A 19,314-nucleotide genomic window follows, 5' to 3' on the forward strand; every position below is an offset into this window, starting at 1 on the left:
CCTATGCTCAGAGCACTTCGATGCTGTTGATGAAGACCGGTTCCTGGGGGCGGTCGCCGGAGTCGGTGGCTACGGCATCAAGCCTGTCGACGACCTTCTTGGAATCCTCATCGGCAACCTGGCCGAAGATGGTGTGGTGACCATCCAGCCAGGGGGTGGGCACGGTCGTGATGAAGAACTGGGAGCCGTTGGTGCCGTGGGCCCGGCCTGTGGCGGGGTCGCGACGCAGGCCGGCATTGGCCATGGCCAGCTTGTAGGGCTGGTCAAAGGTCAGCTCGGAGTCAATCTCGTCGTCGAATTCATAACCGGGGCCGCCTGTGCCTGTTCCCAGGGGGCAGCCGCCCTGAATCATGAAGTCCTTGATGATTCGGTGGAAGGTCAGACCGTCGTAGAAGGGGTCCTCCTTTTCCTGGCCGGTCTCCGGGTCCGTCCATGTCTTCTTGCCCTGGGCCAGATCCAGGAAGTTGGACACGGTTTCAGGTGCCTTGTCGTCGAAGAGGTCAAGGCGGATGTCGCCTTCCGATGTATGCATGATGATGGTAGTCATGCCTCTTATTCTTTCATGACTGCCCGACGCATAGCCCAGGTGCGCGACCTGTTCAATCGAGTGCCCTTCTCGTTTCGGGCAGGCCAACGACCGCAAGGCCAAGTGTGCTCATTGCTCCGCCTTGTACGGTTTCGGCGAGAGGGGAGGGGGAGGGGGTTGGGCTGTCGCAGAGCCCTGGCGATTCTGCCTGGTTCAACGGATGACGGCGCCGAAGGGCATCAAGGCCAATTTCGCCATCTTGAAAGACTGTATGCCGAAGGGTATCCCGACGATGGTGGCGAGGTTGATCAGGCCTGCCACGAAGTATGACAGGGCCAACCACCAGCCACCCAGGACCAGCCATAGCAGATTGGCCAGTGCGGATCCGAACCGTCCCTGATAAGCGACGGAGTGGCCGAAGGGCGACAGGGTCAGACCGGCCATCTTGAAAGCCTGTGCACCCAGCGGAATGCCGACGATTGTGAAGCAGAGGATGATGCCGATCAGGGCCCAGCACAGTGAGATTGCCAGACCGCCCAGGAGAAGCCAGATGATGTTGCCCAGGAATCTCATGAGAGGTTGTCCTTGCCCCGGTCCCTCTGATGTGGCCGTGTTTGTTCCGCAGACAGGGTTTCCACCACGGCCTGCGTGGATTTCGTGATGTCTTCGACGATACGTGATACCTTGTCGCGGCTGGGTTCTCCGCCCTCCATGGCCAAGGCGTCAATCAGTCGCATACCGGATTGGACGATGCCTCTGGTGACCTCCACGCCGGTCCGGGCATCTCCTGGACGCAAGGACTCCCAGGCGTCAATCAAGGGCTGGTTCACCTGACGGTGGAAGTCCACCATGGCGCCCGTGGTCCTATCTGTGGAGCCTATCTTTTTCTGGTCGGGTGCGATGGGCTGCCCGTACAGAAAGGAGTCTCGGAACTGGGTGTCATTGCTGTCGGCGTAGAGGTTCATCAGCCAGCTGTGACCGTGATGGCCGGCCTGGATCAGGTTGGTCCGGGTCCAGGCAAGGATGATCTCCTGTGGCGTGTGCGCCTGACTCAGAGCCTGGGTCAGGGACGTGGACCAGACGGGCAGGTGGGCCTCCAGGACCATGTCGCAGAGCTGGTCGGTGTCGGCAGCGTACCGGTAGAGGGAGTTCCTCGCCATGCCTGCCCCTCTGCTGACTGCGGCCATGGTCAGACCACGCCGGCCAGAGGTTCTGAGTATCCGCTCGGTTGCCGTGAGGATGCGCGAGAGTGTCCTGGAACGGTGCTCGTCCAGGCTGGCTTCCTCGATCTTGGGCATGATCCTCCTGGGGTTGTGCTCCTGCATGATGCGATCGCATTAGGCCGCGATTCTTCCCGCTGGAAAGAATCATATGGCTCCGGGTGTATGGACTCAACTTCGGCTGGCGGACATCGGGTCTTGGTTGCCTCAGCTTGTTGGTGCCGTTTTGCGATGCTGCCCCGATTCCCCGTCCTGATTCTTCCGTTCCGCTGTTGGCGATTGCCGCCTCGCTGCTTGCCAGGGAAATTTTTGCGACGTATAGTCTCAAAAGTCCGTAGACGAGTTATCGGGATGCTGAATGGACATCAGCGCATAAGATTCCCGGTGGCAGACAATGAGGGGGTGTCGGATGACCCGACGAGATCAGGGCGACGGGGGGGAGCGGACCCGGGCCGCAACAGAAGCACGGACGAATCCGGTAGGGGAAGCGAGCGCAGGCAAACCGCCCTGGAAGGCGCTCTGGGTGCTGGCCCTGGGGCTGGCCATGATTGTTCTCGACTCTTCCATCGTCAATGTGTCGATACCGGCCATCATCAATGCCATCCACATCACCATGACCGAGGCGCAGTGGGTCACAGCACTCTACAGCATCGTCCTGGCCGCCCTCCTTTTGCCCGCCGGACGACTGGGCGACATGGTCGGCAGGAAGCGGATGCTCCAGGTCGGGACCGTCATCTTCATTCTGGGTTCCCTTCTTGCGGCAACCTCTTCCAGCGGGTCCTGGCTTCTGATGGCACGTGTCGTCCAGGGCATAGGCGGCTCCCTGGTCATGCCGTCAACCCTCTCATCGGTGTCGGCCACCTTCCGAGGCAAGTACCGAGCCACGGCCTTCGGTGTCTGGGGGGCCGTCATGTCCGGTGCCGCAGCAGTCGGACCCTTCCTGGGTGGTCTCTTCACCTCTACGATTGGCTGGCGTTGGATATTCCTGGTCAATCTTCCCTTGGGGCTGGTTGTCATCCTCGCCTCGATGGCCTTCGTACCCGAGACCAAGTCGTCGCCGGCGGGATCCGCCGACCGTTTCGGTCTGCTCCGCGACTGGGAGGGAATCCTCCTGTCGGCTTTGGGTTCGGCCTTTGTGGTCTTTGCCCTGATTGAGGGACAGACCTATGGCTGGGTCAGGCCTGCGTCCACCCTGGTCCTGGGTCCGCTGGTCTGGTCGGACAGCGCGCCAGTATCACCGGTGCCGATCTGCCTGGTCCTGGGATTGGTCCTCCTGGTCGGCTTTGCCCTGGTGGAGCTTCGCCGCAAGAGGCAGGACCGTATCGTTGTCCTCGATGTGTCCATGTTCACCATCGGTACCTTCGGTTGGGGAAACCTGACGGCGGCCATCATCAATGCAGGCCAGTTCGCCGTCATCTTCATCCTGCCTCTCTATATGATCAATGCCCGTGGCCTCAGCCCTCTTCAGGCAGGATCGGTCCTGGGCATCATGGCTCTGGGGTCTGTGGTCTCCGGCGGGCTTGCCCGGCTGGTCTCCGCTCGTCTGGGCGCGGGCGGTACTGTCCAGCTTGGTCTGGGTATGGAGATTCTCGGTGTTGCCGCCTCGGTCCTGTTCATGCGCGACTCCATGCCGCTCTGGACCATGCTGGTGACCCTTGTCATCTATGGGACGGGTCTGGGCTTTGCGTCCGCTCAGCTGACCAGCCTGGTCCTGTCCGGCGTGCCTGTTGCCCAGTCAGGTCAGGCCTCCGCCACCCAGTCGACGATTCGACAGTGGGGCACAGCCCTGGGAGCAGCCGTTTCCGGCAGCGTTCTTTCCGCCGCCGTGGGTATGGTCATGCCGGCTCACTTGGAGGCGATCCCCGGCCTGCCAACCGGTGTTGCCCAGGGATTGACCCAGTCGGTGCGGTCATCGGCGGGCAATGTCATATCCTCCATGAGGATGCAGGGCACCAAGGGGCAACTCGGCGTGCTGGGACCCCAAGTCACAGAAGCTTTGACACGGGGATTCACCCAGGGGGCCCAACTGTCCATGGCCTTCGCGGGGGTGCTCCTTCTGGTAGGTCTGGTGGCCTCGATCAAGGTGCGGCAGGCGGCACGCAAGGCCGGTGCCGACCGGGTCTGACAGGGCTGTGCAAGGGGAATCGACCGGTGAATCACGCGCGGTTTCCCTGCCTGGCACCGCTTTCGGTTTAGAATCGCCAGTATGGGTATAGAAGAACACGACCATTCATCCGACGGCTCCCTCCTGGTGGCCCTGGCTCAGATTGATACCTGCGTGGGTGACCTGGACGGCAATGCGGCGAAAATCATGGAGTACTGCCGCAAAGCCGCCTCCAGGAAGGCCGATCTGGTGGTCTTCCCCGAAATGACCCTGACGGGGTATCCGATCGAGGACCTGGCCTTCCGGGCGACTTTCCGCAGGGCAGCCTGGTCCAAGGCCGACCAGTTGGCCAAGGGTCTCCAGGATGAGGGGCTGGGTGGTTTATACGTCATCGTCGGTACCGTCGGCACGGACCGGGAACAGGACAGGCCGCGCAACCGGATGGTGGTCCTTCACGACGGTCTGGTGTGGGCCGGGTATGACAAGCACTTCCTGCCCAACTACGGGGTCTTCGACGAATATCGAATCTTCACTCCCGGCCAGGAGAGCGTCATTCTCGACATCAAAGGCCGACGTATCGGTTTGGCCATATGCGAGGATATCTGGCAGGAGGGCGGGCCCATCAGCGAGATGGCCCAAGAGGGCATTGACCTCCTGGTGACCATCAACGGTTCCCCCTTCGAGGAGGGCAAGGGACATGTACGGCGTGACCTGGCGGCCAGGCGCGCTCGCCAGGTCGATGCCCCGGTCATCTATGTCAATCAGGTAGGAGGGCAGGACGACCTGGTCTTCGATGGCGGGAGCTTCGTGGTAGGTGCCGACGGTGCCCTCTTGGAGCGATCCCCCCAGTTCATAGAGCACCTGGGATACTGGACCCTGCCGGAATCGGGGGTTGCGGGGAAGACGGCTGCCGGGTCCAAGTCCGCCCTGATCGGTGATCTTCCCGGAGATGAGGAAATCTACCGGGCCTGTGTGCTCGGTCTGCGGGACTATATGGTCAAGAACCATTTCACGGGGGTCTGTCTGGGACTGTCCGGGGGGATTGACTCGGCTCTGGTGGCCACAATCGCCGCCGATGCCTGCGGTGGCTCCAACATATGGGGCATCTCCATGCCCAGCCGGTACTCCTCCGAAGGGTCTCGTGACGATGCGGCCGACCTGGCCCAGCGGCTGGGCCTGCATTACGAGGTGAAGGCCATCGGCCCCGAATTCGATGCCTTCCAGGAGGAGTTGCACCTGGAAGGTGTGGCCGAAGAGAATATACAGGCCCGCATACGTGGTGTCATCGTCATGGCCTATTCCAATTCCAGGAACCTCCTGGCCCTGGCCACCGGCAATAAGTCCGAGCTCGCCTGTGGGTATTCGACCATCTACGGAGACGCTGTGGGCGGGTACGCTCCGATCAAGGACCTTCTGAAGACCAGGGTCTGGGAGTTGTCCAGGTGGCGCAATGAGGAGGCAAGGCGCCAGGGGCAGGTTGAACCCATTCCGGCCAATTCGATTCTCAAGCCACCCTCGGCCGAGTTGCGAGAGGGCCAGAAGGACTCTGATTCCCTGCCTGATTATGCCCTTCTGGACCGTGTCTTGGAGGCGTATATCGAGAAGGCCCACGGCCGCGAGGACCTTTTGGCCGACGGTTTTGACCCGGAGACCGTCAATACGGTCATGCGTCTGGTGGATCGGGCCGAGTGGAAGAGGCGTCAGTACCCCCTGGGTCCCAAGGTGACATCGCTTGCCTTTGGTCGGGATCGTCGCCTCCCGATCACCAACGCTTTCAGGGAGTGACATCGAGGGCGAAACCGAGTCCGCTTGATTCGGTTTCGGCATGGCGAAGTAAGGATCCACCTTTGCTGGGGCCTCGTCTTTCCCGTTGTGAAGACCGGTGCTGGTAGGCGCTCGCAGGATACGGCTGCATGACACCACCAGGTCCGGCGGCATGCGGTGACAGGAATCATGTCCAGGAGGCAATCATGTCGAAGCGGAAGCCAGAGTGGTTTCTCAACACGGTGACGGGCGAGCCTGAGCTGGGCAAGCAGTCACCTGCCGACCGCAGGATGGGTCCTTATCAGTCTTACGAGGAAGCTCTCAATGCATGGAAAATCGCCAAAAAGCGCAACAAGGCCTGGGAAGAGGAAGACCGGCGCTGGCGCCAGGAGTGGGAGGGGGACCCGGAGTCCTCATAGAGGGGTATCGGAAATGGGAAGAGTTGGGGAGTCTCCGCTGATTACTGTGTTTCGGCTCTCTCCATCTCCGTCGCCGACTGAGTGGATGGAACGCTCCTGCCGCGCATGTCATGGGCTCGTTCCGTAGGTCTTGGCGGCGGATGCAAGCCCATTTCCGCATATCTTCAAGAACGGCTTGCTCAATGTGACAAAGCTCACGTCCCTGGCTGACTTTCGGGAATGACGCCAACTCTATACTTGGTGGTAACAGTGGTGTGAGGAAGCGCCATTGACATATCAACAAGGAGTTGAGTATGACAGCAGTTGAGACCACATCAGTCTCTCCCGAGGAGCTGCAAGCCAAGGCTTGGGACAGCTTCAAGGGTGAAGACTGGAAAAAGAACATCGACGTCCGAGACTTCATTCAGGAAAACTACACCCCCTACACCGGAGACGAATCCTTCCTGGCGCCTGCCACCGAGAAGACCAAGTTCCTGTGGAACTACCTCGACGACAACTTCCTTGCCGTTGAGCGCAAGCAGCGCATCTATGATGTAGACACCCACACGCCTGCCGGAATCGACGCCTTCCCCGCCGGATACATCGACGGCAAGTCGGCTGACGAGACGCAGGACAACGTCATCGTAGGCCTGCAGACCGATGTTCCCTGCAAGCGCGCCATGATGCCCAACGGAGGTTGGCGCATGGTTGAGCAGGCCCTCATGGAGGCCGGCAAGGAGCCCGATCCCGAGGTCAAGAAGATCTTCACCCGGTATCGCAAGACCCACAATGACGGCGTCTTTGACGTGTATACCCGCCGTATCAAGCTGGCCCGCCACAACAAGATTCTGACAGGTCTGCCTGATGCTTACGGTCGTGGCCGCATCATCGGCGATTACCGTCGTGTGGCCCTGTACGGCATCAATGAGCTGATCGCCCAGAAGAAGGCCGACAAGGATTCGATTCCCTACCGCAACGACTTCACCGAGGAAGAGATCGAGCACTGGATTCGCTTCCGCGAGGAGCACTCCGAGCAGATCAAGGCCCTGAAGCAGCTGCTGAAGCTTGGGCAGGAATACGGTTTGGACCTGAGCCGTCCTGCGCAGAATGCCAAGGAGGCCGTCCAGTGGACCTATATGGCCTACCTGGCTTCCGTCAAGAGCCAGGATGGTGCGGCCATGTCCATCGGCCGTCTGTCCGCATTCTTCGACATCTACTTCGAGCGCGACCTCCAGAGCGGCCTGATCGACGAGACGGATGCCCAGGAGATTGTCGACAACATCGTCATGAAGCTCCGTATCGTCCGCTTCCTGCGTACCAAGGACTACGACAACATCTTCTCCGGAGACCCCTATTGGGCGACCTGGTCGGATGCAGGCTTCGGCGATGACGGCCGCCCGCTGGTCACCAAGACCTCCTTCCGTCTGCTGGCAACCCTGACCCTGGAGCACCTTGGACCCGGCCCCGAGCCCAACATCACCATCTTCTGGGATCCGAAGCTGCCTGAAGGCTACAAGCGTTTCTGCGCCCGTATCTCCATCGACACCTCGGCCATCCAGTATGAGTCCGACAAGGACATCCGCGCCCACTGGGGAGACGACGCCGCCATTGCATGCTGCGTCTCTCCGATGAGGGTCGGCAAGCAGATGCAGTTCTTCGGTGCGCGTGTGAACTCGGCCAAGGCCCTGCTCTACGCCATGAACGGTGGCCGCGATGAGATGACCGGAATGCAGGTCATCGACGAGGGTGTCATCAAGCCCGTCACCCCCAAGGAGGACGGCTCCCTTGACTTCCAGGAAGTCAAGGACAACTACGAGAAGGCCCTGCAGTGGCTGAGCGAGACCTATGTCGAGGCTCTGAACATCATCCACTACATGCATGATAAGTATGCATACGAGTCCATCGAGATGGCCCTGCACGACAAGGAGGTCTACCGCACCCTCGGTTGCGGTATGTCCGGTCTGTCGATTGCGGCCGACTCCCTGGCTGCCATCAAGTACGCCAAGGTCTACCCGATCTACAACAAGGATGCCAAGGGTACACCGGAGTATGTCGAAGGTGCTGCCGATGACCTGATCGTCAACTACAAGACCGTGGGTGAGTTCCCTGTCTACGGCAATGACGACGATCGCGCCGACGACCTGGCCAAGTGGGCCGTCTCCACGGTCATGGGTCAGATCAAGCGCCTGCCCGTCTACCGTGGCGCCGTCCCCACCCAGTCCATCCTGACCATCACTTCGAACGTGGAGTATGGCAAGAACACCGGTTCCTTCCCCTCGGGCCACAAGAAGGGCACCCCGTATGCCCCTGGTGCGAACCCCGAGAACGGCATGGATTCCCACGGTATGCTGCCCTCCATGTTCTCCGTCGGCAAGATCGACTACGACGATGCCCTCGACGGCATCTCGCTGACCAATACGATCACCCCTGACGGCCTGGGCCGCGATGAGGACGAACGGATCAACAACCTGGTGGGCATCCTGGATGCCGGCAATGGCCACGGTCTGTATCACGCCAACATCAACGTCCTGCGCAAGGAGCAGCTTGAAGACGCGGTCGAGCATCCCGAAAAGTACCCGCACCTGACCGTGCGTGTTTCGGGCTATGCAGTCAACTTCGTCAAGCTGACCCGCGAGCAGCAGCTCGATGTGATCTCCCGCACCTTCCATCAGGGTGCAGTGACCGACTGATTGACATCGGTGGTCCTACCCGTTGAAAGACGGTGAGCCGAAGGGGGCGGGGAAGCAACCCCGCCCCCTTCAAATTCGTAATCAGGAGGTTCCAATGACGGACACCATGACCTTCCATACCACCCAGCCGCACATGCTCAAAGAGTCCAAGGTATACCAGAGCCAGACTTTGATGGGTGGACTATCGGGATTCGAATCACCCATCGGACTGGACCGGCACGACCGGATGGCGGCCTTGCGTACGGGCGATATCGGATTTGTACATTCATGGGACATCAATACTTCGGTGGATGGTCCCGGAACCAGAATGACCGTATTCATGAGCGGATGCCCGCTCAGGTGTCAGTACTGCCAGAATCCCGATACCTGGAAGATGCGTGACGGTCAGCCCGTGTACCTCCAGGCCATGATTGACAAGGTGGCGCGCTACCAGGACCTCTTCAAGGCGACGGGCGGGGGCATCACCTTCAGTGGGGGCGAATCGATGATGCAGGCCGCCTTCGTATCTCGTGTCTTCCGTGCAGCCAAGGAGATGGGTGTCCACACCTGTCTCGACACCTCGGGCTTCCTCAACCGCAACTACACGGACGACATGATAGACGACATCGATCTGTGCCTTCTGGATGTCAAGTCGGGTGACGAGGAGACATACAAGGAGGTCACCGGAGGCACGCTGGCTCCGACAATCGCCTTTGGGAAGAGGCTGGCAGAGCGGGGCAGCAAGATCTGGGTACGTTTCGTCCTGGTCCCCGGCCTGACCGATTCGGAGGAGAACGTCGAAAAGGTGGCCGAGGTATGTGAGCAGTTCAAGGATGCCATCGAGCACATCGACGTTCTGCCCTTCCACCAATTGGGCAGACCCAAGTGGCATGAGTTGCGCATACCCTACCCCCTGGAGGATGCCAAGGGCCCCTCGGCCTCACTGAAGAAGCGTGTGACCGAGCAGCTCGAAGCCCATGGTTTCGTGGTCTACTGATGAGATGACGGAGGGCCCCGGCCGGGAAGTTGGCCGGGGCCCTCTTGTTGAGCTATGCTTTCTGCCGTGCGAGGGACCCGGGTGAGGCACCTCCGGAAAGAGAACAGGTATGGAGGATAGTGCCCGTCGGCAGGACATGACCGGTCGCCAGGAAGAGCGTCCAGGTCAAGGAGAGTCAGACGCCGAACCAGCCCGGTTGCTGGCCGAACCCAGGGGTGGTGTCCCACCGGTCATCGATGATGCGCAGGGGTTTGCGCGGGCATGCCGTGAACTCTCCCAGGAACGCGGCCCTCTGGCTGCCGATGCCGAGCGGGCTTCGGGTTTTCGCTATGGACATGATGATTACCTGGTCCAGTTCAAGCGCGGGTCATCGGATATCTTCCTTCTGGATCCTCAGGCACTGAACCGTGCAGGATGTGACTGGGACGATTTCAACCGGGCCGTTGATGGTGCCCAGTGGATCATCCATGACTCACCTCAGGATCTTCCCGGTTTCCACGACCTGGGCATGAAGCCCTCATCGTTGTTCGATACGGAGTTGACCGCGCGAATGCTGAACCTCCGGCATTTCGGTCTCTCTGCGGTGACCGAGCACTTCCTTGGTCTCTCCCTGGCCAAGGAACACTCCGCCGCCGACTGGTCGCACCGCCCCCTTCCCAGGGATTGGCGCAACTACGCCGCCCTGGATGTGGAGCTTCTGGTTCCCCTGCGTGAGCGCATGCTGCTGGAGCTGGAAAGGCAGGGCAAGGAAGAATGGGCCCGGCAGGAATTCGTCTGGCTGCTGGACAAGCGGTCACAGCGCAAGCCCAGACCCGAGCAACCCTGGCGGCATTTGTCGCAGATCAGCACCCTCCGCAAGGACCGACGCGGCCTGGCTGTTGCGAGGGCCCTATGGACCAAGCGCGAGGAACTGGGCAGGGAGTATGACATCGCTCCCAGCCTTCTCCTGACCGACAGGTCCATCATCGCCGCCGCCCAGGCGAAACCACGTAATGCCGCCCAGTTCCGTGCCATCCGCTCCTTGAATGAGCGGGTGAGGATCCATGCGGGTGGGGAGCAGGACAGGATGTTCGAACGGTACGCTCCCATTCAGCGCAAGGTTCGGCCGACGGTCTGGAGGGAGACCATCTTGGAGGCGCTCGATCTGCCTGCTGATGAACTCCCCGTAGGGCCTAAACCGCAGGCGGACCAGAGCAACGCCCCCAAGTCCATGCAGGTGTGGCGGCAGCGCCATCCGGAGCGTATGGCGAGGCTCGAAGCGGCTCGGAAGACCGTGGCCAGGATAGGGCAGGAAACCAATACCCCGGTCGATGTTCTGATAAAGCCCAAGTACCTGCGTAACCTCTGCTGGACCGATGAGCCCGGAAAAAGGGACGTGGCCGACTTCCTCGAAGAGCAGGGCGCCAGGCCCTGGCAGGTTTCCCTCCTGTCAGAGTCCCTAAGTCGCGCTATCATGTAACGGTTGCCTTACTGGCAGATCAAACGGTTTTGATGAATTGGAGCGCAGCGTGAAAATCAGCGTCAGGAACCTCGAGCCCACCAAGGTCAGGCTCACAATCACCGTCGATTCGGAGGAGCTGGACCCGTACCTGGACCAGGCCCGCAAGGAGATCGGCAAGCAGGTCACCATTCCCGGCTTCCGCAAGGGACATGTGCCCGGCCCCATCGTCGACCAGCGTGTCGGTTTCGCCAGCGTTGCAGGCGAAGCCATCAATGCCGGCGTCCCCGAGATTTACTCCAAGGCCCTGGCGGAGAAGAAGCTCCACGCCATGGACCAGCCGCAGATTGATGTCAAGGATGTTCCCCAGTCCGCCAAGGACGAGACCAAGTTGAAGTTCACCGCGGAGGTGGAGATTCGCCCCAAGTTCGACCTGCCCGACCTGGACGGCATGGAGATTGAGGTCCCCAAGCCCGAAGTCAGCGATGAGGATGTCGACAAGCGTCTGGACAACCTCCGTCAGCGCTTCGGCACCCTGGTCAGCGTGGATCGCCCCGCCAAGAAGGGTGATTTCGCCAGCATTGATCTGGATGCCCTCATCGACGGGGAGTCTGTGGATTCCCAGCAGGGCATCAGCTACGAGTTGGGTTCCAACACCATGCTCGATGGTCTGGATGAGGCCCTTGACGGCCTCTCCGCCGGTGAGGAGACCACCTTCGAAGGCACCCTGGAGGCCGGCGATCACCAGGGCGAGAAGGCCCAGATCAAGGTCAAGGTCAACTCGGTAAAGGCCGAGGAGCTGCCTGAGCTGGATGACGAGTTCGCCCAGGAGGCTTCCGAGTTCGACACCCTGGAAGAGCTCAAGGCCGATGTGCGCAAGCAGTGCGAGATCGACGCCGAGGGCCGCCAGGCAACCGACGCCCGCGATGCCTTCATCGCCAAGCTTCAGGACGGCCTGGAAATTCCGGTCCCCAAGGGCATCAAGGCCAACATGGTCGCCGATCAGCTCAAGAACACCGGCAAGGATTCCGAGAAGGCCACCAAGGACGAGAAGGCCGAGGCCGAAAAGAACGTCGAGAAGGAACTCCGTGACCAGATGACCCTGGATGCCCTGGCCGAAAAGATGGAGGTCAGTGTCAGCCAGGTGGATGTGACCAACTTCCTGGCTTCGATTGCCCAGCAGTACGGCATGGACCCCTCCGCCTTCATCAACTCCATCGTCCAGAACGGTCAGCTGGGTTCTGCCGTTCAGGAGGTCGGACGTTCCAAGGGTATGCTCGCCGGCATGCGTGCCGTCACCTTCAAGGATCCCGAAGGGAACGAGGTCGATCTGACCCGCTTCCTGGGTGGTGATGAAGAGGACGGACAGTCCATGGAAGACCAGGACGAGAGCGTCCAGGCTGCTTCCGCCGCTGCCGCTGTGGCCGACGAACTCTCGGATTCAGATTCGGCCGAAGAGGCGGAAAACAAGGACTGACGTCTTCATCCGGCGGATCGGACCTGCTCTCAGGAGCGGTTGCGGACCTACTGTGATATGACCGTTTGATCAGAGGACGCCCGGCGAATTGTCGCCGGGCGTCCTTTTTGTTGCGGCCGCTCTCCAGGGATTCTCCGTAGACCGGCCTAGCCCTTCCATGGTTGCGCAAAGAGCGGAAGTTCCCCCAAGCGTCGGTTGTGGGCGCTAGGCTCTAAGGCATGACACGTTTATCGAAGGAGACACGGTGAGCAATACACTTGCAACCAGCCCTGTCATGGAAGAGGGGGAGGCCGCTGCACCTGCGGACCCCATCTTCAACAGGCTGTTGAAGGACAGGATCATCTGGCTGGGCGATGAGGTTAAGGACACCAATGCCAACGTCATCTGCGCCCAGATGCTGATGCTGGCGGCCGAGGATCCCAAGAAGGACATCTGGCTTTACATCAATTCGCCAGGCGGTTCCATCACTGCCGGCATGGCCATCTACGACACCATGCAGCTGATCGAGCCCGATGTGGCCACGGTTGCGGTTGGCATGGCAGCGTCCATGGGGCAGTTCCTCCTGTCCAGCGGAGCCAAGGGCAAGCGTTTCGTCACCTCACATGCAAGGGTTCTCATGCATCAGCCCTCGGGCGGTGTGGGTGGTACGGCCACCGATGTCAGGATCAATGCAGAGTTGATCATGGATATGAAGAAGACTCTCTCGGAGCTGACCGCAGAGCAGACCGGTCACACCGTGGAGGAGATTTACCGCGATAACGAGTACGACCACTGGTTCACAGCCCAGCAGGCCCTGGAATACGGCTTCGTCGACAAGATCGTAACAACCCCGGGTACCATGGGTGCCCAGGGAGGGAAGTGAGCTTTTCATGGCATCAGAAGAAGCGAAATTCGTGGCACGGGCCCAGCGTCTGGCTGGTCCCCGCGGCCTTGCGGCCATGCCTCAGAGCAGGTACGTGCTTCCTCAGTTCGAGGAGCGCACCCCTTACGGGTACAAGCGTCAGGATCCGTACACCAGGCTCTTTGACGATCGAATCATCTTCATGGGTGTTCAGGTCGACGACACCTCCGCCGACGACATCATGGCCCAGCTGCTGGTCCTGGAAAGCCAGGATCCCAATCGCGATGTGATTATCTACATCAACTCGCCCGGCGGCTCCATGACTGCCATGACGGCCATCTATGACACCATGCAGTACATCAAGCCCGACGTACAGACCGTCTGCCTCGGGCAGGCGGCATCGGCCGCCGCCATTCTCCTGGCTGCCGGCACCGAGGGCAAGCGGCTGATTCTGCCCAATGCCCGTGTGCTGATTCACCAGCCGGCCATGGAACAGGACTTCGGCAAGGCCACGGAGATAGAGATTCAGGCCAAGGAAATGCTGCGTATGCGGACCTGGTTGGAAGAGACCCTTTCCAGGCACACCGGCCAGTCTGTCGAGAAGATTCGCAAGGATATCGAAATCGACACGATCCTGACGGCCCAGGAGGCCAAGGACTACGGCATGGTGGACGAGGTTCTGGAACACCGCAAGTAGATTCGGTCCCACCCGGTTTTCCGGGCAGGGCAATTCCCCGACTGGTCTATGAAGATGGGCAGGTCGGGGATTTTTCATATCCTGGAGGCAGGCAGGGCCTATCATGAAATATGACGGTGGGATTTCTGTGGGTCCTTACCGATTCGACGGGAAGGTTGAGAATGGGACGAGTGGTCAGCTATAACGACGGCCTGAGCAGATGTGAGTTCTGCGGCAAGGACGAGCATCAGGTGCGTCGTTTGGTCAAAGGCCCCTCGTCGGCCATCTGCGACGAGTGCATCCAACTCTGCACGCAGATCATCCAGGAGGACCAGGCCAAGGATGCCGCCAAGGACAGGAAGTCCCTGCCGGTGCCCAGCCGCATATTCGATTATCTGAACCGGTATGTGATTGGTCAGGATTCCGCCAAGAGGACCCTCTCGGTGGCGGTCTACAATCACTACAAACGGGTCAACCTGGAGTTGAACGATCTCCAGACCACAGCGGGGGATGGTGGCCGGAGCGCCATGACGCTCAAAGGTCCGAGCAGTGAGCCTGCGGGCCAGGACGAGGACCCTGCCCTGCATGCGCAGGTGGATAAGTCCAACATCCTGCTTCTTGGCCCTACGGGGGTGGGGAAGACATACCTGGCCCAGACCCTGGCCAAAATCATGGATGTTCCCTTTGTCATCACCGACGCCACCACACTCACCGAAGCCGGGTATGTGGGAGACGATGTGGAGACCGTCCTACAGCGCCTCCTGCAGGAAGCCAACGGTGACCTTGACCGTGCACAGCACGGCATCATCTATATCGACGAAATCGATAAAATCGCCCGCAAATCGGGCGAAAACACCTCCATTACCCGGGATGTGTCGGGCGAAGGGGTCCAGCAGGCCCTGCTCAAGGTGATCGAGGGGACCATGGCCTCCGTCCCCCTTGAGGGGACCCGTAAGCATGGTGAGATCAAGACGGTCAAGATGAACACCCGTGACATACTCTTCATCTGCGGTGGAGCCTTTGTGGGGCTGGATGACATCGTCCGCAGGCGTTTGGGGGTGCATGAGAGCGGGTTCTCCGCCGCTAGGGAGCAGGAGAAGCGGGTGGCGGATGAGGACATCCTGGGGGAGGTGAGTGCCGACGACCTGGAGGAGTTCGGACTCCTCCCGGAGTTCATCGGACGCCTGCCTGTGGTGACGACCCTGCGCCCGCTTACCGTAGACCAGCTCAAGCAGGTCCTGACGCAACCCGACGATGCCCTGGTCAACCAGTACCGCCGCATGTTCCTGGATGATGGGGCGGATCTGGAATTCACCGATGAGGCACTGGACCGGGTGGCTGGGATCGCCCTGGAGCGCGGTGTGGGGGCCAGAGGACTACGTGGCATCATCGAGAGGATCCTGGAAGGGGCCATGTTCGAGATTCCCGACCGGCAGGATGTGACCAAGGTTCTGGTCGATGCCGACGCGGTGGAAGGCAGGAGGCCCCCCCAGTATGTGATGGAACAGGGCGGGACGGGCAGGACCGGTCGTCGCAAGAGCTGATCGGAATGGTCGGGGTGCCCGGTTGACCGGGCCGGATAGGATGGTAACCGGTGCGGACACAGGCGGGTCCCGCATAGGATGCCCGTCTCAGTTCGCAAATGGTGTCTTCGGAAGGAACGCCCATGGGCAAACGCAATGCCGTGGTGGTCACGCACAGACGTGTGCGCTCCAGTGGCAATCTGGTCAATGAGGCGGTCCAGCAGCTTCAGACCGATGGGTTCCAGGTCGACATCATAGACAATATCGAGGCTCCAGAGTTCGGGCAAGGCTCTCAGCAGGTCAGCGATGATACGGAAATCGTCATCGTTCTTGGCGGAGATGGGACCATACTTCGTGCCGCCGAACTGGTCAAGGGCACCAAGGTCCCCATTCTCGGTGTCAATACGGGGCACGTGGGTTTCCTGGCGGAGTTCGAGAGCTTCCAGATAGGCGAGGCCATCCGACGGGTGGCCGATCATGATTACTCCATAGACGAGCGGATGCTGGCTCACGTGGATCTGTGGCTGCCCGGGGTCGATGAGCCTATATCTGACTGGGCCCTGAACGATATGACCCTCGAACGTTACGACCGGGGCAAGATGATTGAGGTATCAGTTCGGGTTGACGATGTGGAGATGAGCTCCTTCGGGTGCGACGGGATGATTGTGTCCACGCCCACTGGGTCCACGGCATATGCCTTTTCTGTGGGTGGCCCCATCATCTGGCCCGACGCCAACTCCCTTCAAATGGTGCCGATTGCGGCTCACGCCCTCTTTGCCCGTTCACTCATCATTGGACCGGATTCGCGCTTTACCCTGGATGTTCTTGACGACTCCCAGTCCGCGGGATGGATCTGCAATGACGGTCGCAGGCAGCGGCTTGTGCCCACGGGGTCAAGGGTGGTCGTCCGCCAATCCGAAGACATCCTGCGTCTGGCGCGTCTTTCCGGGGTTCCCTTCACCCAACGTCTGGTTTCCAAGTTCGACCTGCCTGTGGTCGGCTGGCGTGAGCAGCATAAGCCCAATCAGCGGGGCGCGGGTCCAGGGCAATCTGAGGGGAGGCGCTGATGTTGGAGGAGCTTGAGGTCCGTGATCTGGGTCCGATCCATCATGCCCTTTTGAAACCTGCGACCGGCATGACGGCCATCACCGGTGAAACCGGGGCCGGGAAGTCCATGCTGCTCAACGCCATAAGGCTGCTTTCCGGGGTTCCGGCCAGGGGTGACCTTGTGTCACCGGGTAGCAAAGAGGCCTGGGTGCAGGGCATATTCACCCAGGAAGAGGGGGCGCCGGTACTTGGAATCATCGATCAGGCGGGGCTGCCTGCCGAAGATGATGGTCAGGTTTTCATCTCCCGCTCGATACCCGTCGGAGGGAGATCCCGGGCAGCCGTCAACGGGAGGTCTGCCCCTCTGTCACTTCTGGAGGGGATTTCCTCCGACCTGGTCACCGTGCATGGGCAGACTGATCAGATGAGGATGGCCAATCCCGGTCGTCAGCGCGATTTTCTGGATGCCTATGCCCAGGATGAGCACGAACTGGCCGAGTTTCGGCTGGCCTGGTCCAGCTATCAGTCCAGCCGGAAACGTCTTGATTCCCTGCGCAATCAGGAGGCAGGTCTGGCGGCCCAGGCCGATTACCTACGTGAGTCCATCGACAGGATTGACCAGGTTGACCCCCACCCCGGTGAGGACGAGGACCTTCACCAGCAGCGTGACAGGATTGAACATGCTGCCCAGATAAGCCAGGGATTGAGGATGGCCCTGGGTGCCTTGGATGCCGCCCAGGTGGATCCGGACGGTGACGGTCCGTCGGTGTCGGGACTGCTGGAGCAGGCCATATCAGCCCTGGAAGGAATCGGGATCGGTGGCGTCTTCCAGGAGAGCGCCCGACGGTTGCGTTCAATGAACACGGACCTGTCGGACCTGGTCTTCACCCTCAGCAGTGAGATGGATGATGAGGTTCAAGAGGGGGATCTGGACAAGATAAATGCCCGGATTCACGACCTGGGAGAGCTGACCAGGAGGTGGGGCCCCACCATAGATGACGTGCTGGCCTGGAGAGACAAGTCCCGGTTGGATCTGGAAGACATGGATGCCTCGCCTGAGAAGCTCCAGGAGCTGCAGGACCAGTGCAGCCATGACAGGGATGCCGCCCTGAAGGCGGCTCGAGCACTTTCCCGGACCCGGGCCACAGCAGGCCATACCCTGGGCGACAGGGTTTCCGAAGAGCTGGAATCCTTGGCAATGGCAGGGGCTGGCCTGGAGGTCAAGGTCGTACAGCAAGACGACGATGCCTTGGACCAGCATGGACTGGATGACATATCCTTCCTCTTCACCCCCTATCCGGGATCGCCCCAGTTGCCTATGGGCAAGAGTGCTTCGGGTGGTGAGTTGAGTCGTCTGATGCTGGCCATGGAACTGGTGGCGGCTGAAGCAAGGACGGCCGGCATGAAGCCCGGTGCGGGTAATGGCCAGGCCTCGGATGGAGGCGGGGATGTCCTGCCGAACCAGAATCAGGCCATGCGGGAATCCATGACGTTCATCTTTGATGAGGTGGATGCCGGCGTGGGAGGACGTGCCGCTGTTGAGCTCGGTCGTCGCCTGGCCAGGTTGGCGGTCACATCCCAGGTGATTGTGGTCACCCACCTGCCTCAGGTGGCTTCCTGGGCCGATGCTCAGTTTGTCGTATCCAAACATGACGGCCAGTCCGGGGGAGTGGAAACCGTCGTCGATGAGGTTGCCGGCGAAACCAGGCAGCGTGAGATAGCACGAATGCTGTCGGGAAGCGAATCGACGACCTCTTTGGAACATGCGCGGGAGCTTCTTGTATCCAGTCGCTTGTGAGGTAATCGCTGTCAGGCCTCTGAACCGGTGGGTGACCTGCCTTTTCAACTCCAGCGGTCTTGCGGGTGACCTGGATTAGCCAGAGATCCGCCTGCATAGAGAATCTCAAGCATCCTGCAAACTGTAGTGGTTGCCGCAGGTTCACAACTCGGGAAGGTGATCGGTAGTGATGACACAGCTCGTCAATGAGGGTAAGGGCGCCATTTTCGATTTGGATGGCACCCTCTTGGACTCCATGGGGGTCTGGAAGGAAGTGGACAGGCTGTTCTTCGAACGCCGTGGCATCTCCATGCCACCCGACTATGCCCATGCGGTGGCGGCCATGCAGTCAGGCGATATAGCCGACTACACCATCAGGCGATTCTCCTTGGATGAGGACAGGGAGGACCTGATGCGGGAATGGACTGATACGGCAGAGGAATTGTATGCGAACCAGGTCCGGACGAAACCGCACGCCCTCGAGTACCTGCATCACCTGCGCAGCACCGGGGCCAAATTGGCCGTTGCGACCAGCCTGGCACCCAGATTGAGGGATGCCGCCCTGTTGCATGCAGGCATCAGGGACTGCTTTGATGTGGTATGCAGTGTCGATGACGCCGGTCTTGGAGGCAAGGAACGCCCCGACATCTTCCTCTATACTGCGAAGAACCTCGGTGTGGCTCCTGAAGATTGTACGGTTTTCGAGGATATACTCATCGCTGTCCGTACGGCAAAGTCAGTAGGAATGCAGGTCTGGGCCATGTTTGATGCATCCTCCCAAGGTGATTGGGAACGTATCCGCAAGGAAGCGGATGGGGTCATTCGCGATTTCGACCAGGCACCGCTCCGACTTTGAG

At 60.4% G+C, this 19,314-nt stretch carries 16 protein-coding genes; 13 read left to right on the forward strand and 3 right to left on the reverse strand.

The annotated features are described in order from the left end of the window. Positions 1-7: 7 nt before the first annotated feature. From BINDI_RS02700 to BINDI_RS07130, 3 genes are all read right to left on the reverse strand, one after another. Positions 8-547, reverse strand: a complete 540-nt coding sequence (locus BINDI_RS02700) for a peptidylprolyl isomerase (protein ID WP_033489947.1) — start codon at positions 545-547, stop codon at positions 8-10. A gap of 192 nt (positions 548-739) precedes the next feature. After that, on the reverse strand, positions 740-1,099 hold the full coding sequence (locus BINDI_RS02705; RefSeq protein ID WP_033489949.1) for a YccF domain-containing protein: 360 nt from the start codon (positions 1,097-1,099) through the stop codon (positions 740-742). Continuing rightward, positions 1,096-1,824 (reverse strand): TetR/AcrR family transcriptional regulator, encoded by a 729-nt coding sequence (locus BINDI_RS07130; protein WP_158332588.1) that lies wholly within the window; start codon positions 1,822-1,824, stop codon positions 1,096-1,098. Before BINDI_RS07130 ends, BINDI_RS02705 begins: the two co-directional genes overlap by 4 nt. Positions 1,825-2,155: 331 nt before the next feature. Here BINDI_RS07130 and BINDI_RS02715 point away from each other — a divergent pair, with 331 nt between their 5' ends. The 13 genes from BINDI_RS02715 to BINDI_RS02775 all read left to right on the forward strand — a co-directional run bounded on the left by BINDI_RS02715 (position 2,156) and on the right by BINDI_RS02775 (position 19,313). Further along, on the forward strand, positions 2,156-3,871 hold the full coding sequence (locus tag BINDI_RS02715; protein WP_052108698.1) for an MFS transporter: 1,716 nt from the start codon (positions 2,156-2,158) through the stop codon (positions 3,869-3,871). A gap of 81 nt (positions 3,872-3,952) precedes the next feature. Then, positions 3,953-5,635, forward strand: coding sequence for an NAD+ synthase (locus tag BINDI_RS02720; RefSeq protein WP_052108699.1), 1,683 nt, complete (start codon positions 3,953-3,955; stop codon positions 5,633-5,635). Positions 5,636-5,820: 185 nt separating this feature from the next. Continuing rightward, entirely contained in the window at positions 5,821-6,033 is a 213-nt protein-coding gene (locus tag BINDI_RS02725) for a hypothetical protein (protein WP_033489951.1), read from the forward strand. A gap of 293 nt (positions 6,034-6,326) precedes the next feature. Then, the gene (pflB, locus tag BINDI_RS02730) at positions 6,327-8,702 is read left to right on the forward strand and encodes a formate C-acetyltransferase (RefSeq protein WP_033489953.1); all 2,376 of its coding nucleotides are present in this window, start codon (positions 6,327-6,329) and stop codon (positions 8,700-8,702) included. Between the two features lie 94 nt (positions 8,703-8,796). Further along, positions 8,797-9,678 (forward strand): pyruvate formate-lyase-activating protein, encoded by an 882-nt coding sequence (pflA, locus tag BINDI_RS02735; protein ID WP_033489955.1) that lies wholly within the window; start codon positions 8,797-8,799, stop codon positions 9,676-9,678. Positions 9,679-9,814: 136 nt separating this feature from the next. Then, positions 9,815-11,137 carry an HRDC domain-containing protein gene (locus tag BINDI_RS02740; protein WP_052108905.1) on the forward strand — a complete coding sequence of 441 codons (1,323 nt, stop codon included), beginning with the start codon at positions 9,815-9,817 and terminating at the stop codon, positions 11,135-11,137. A gap of 49 nt (positions 11,138-11,186) precedes the next feature. After that, complete coding sequence (gene tig, locus BINDI_RS02745; RefSeq protein WP_033489957.1) at positions 11,187-12,593, forward strand: trigger factor; 1,407 nt, start codon at positions 11,187-11,189, stop codon at positions 12,591-12,593. 244 nt (positions 12,594-12,837) lie between these two features. Next, positions 12,838-13,455, forward strand: coding sequence for an ATP-dependent Clp protease proteolytic subunit (locus BINDI_RS02750; RefSeq protein ID WP_033489959.1), 618 nt, complete (start codon positions 12,838-12,840; stop codon positions 13,453-13,455). A gap of 7 nt (positions 13,456-13,462) precedes the next feature. Continuing rightward, on the forward strand, positions 13,463-14,131 hold the full coding sequence (locus tag BINDI_RS02755; protein ID WP_033489961.1) for an ATP-dependent Clp protease proteolytic subunit: 669 nt from the start codon (positions 13,463-13,465) through the stop codon (positions 14,129-14,131). A gap of 161 nt (positions 14,132-14,292) precedes the next feature. Then, entirely contained in the window at positions 14,293-15,654 is a 1,362-nt protein-coding gene (gene clpX, locus BINDI_RS02760; protein WP_033490830.1) for an ATP-dependent Clp protease ATP-binding subunit ClpX, read from the forward strand. A 122-nt stretch (positions 15,655-15,776) separates the two neighbouring features. After that, complete coding sequence (locus tag BINDI_RS02765) at positions 15,777-16,700, forward strand: NAD kinase (RefSeq protein WP_051875628.1); 924 nt, start codon at positions 15,777-15,779, stop codon at positions 16,698-16,700. Further along, entirely contained in the window at positions 16,700-18,478 is a 1,779-nt protein-coding gene (locus BINDI_RS02770; protein WP_033489963.1) for a DNA repair protein RecN, read from the forward strand. The genes BINDI_RS02765 and BINDI_RS02770 overlap by 1 nt, the downstream gene beginning before the upstream one ends. A 169-nt stretch (positions 18,479-18,647) precedes the next feature. Continuing rightward, positions 18,648-19,313, forward strand: coding sequence for an HAD family hydrolase (locus BINDI_RS02775; protein ID WP_033489965.1), 666 nt, complete (start codon positions 18,648-18,650; stop codon positions 19,311-19,313). Position 19,314 lies beyond the last annotated feature (1 nt).

The sequence above is a fragment of the Bifidobacterium [indicum] DSM 20214 = LMG 11587 genome (assembly GCF_000706765.1).
GTDB lineage: Bacteria > Actinomycetota > Actinomycetes > Actinomycetales > Bifidobacteriaceae > Bombiscardovia > Bombiscardovia coryneformis.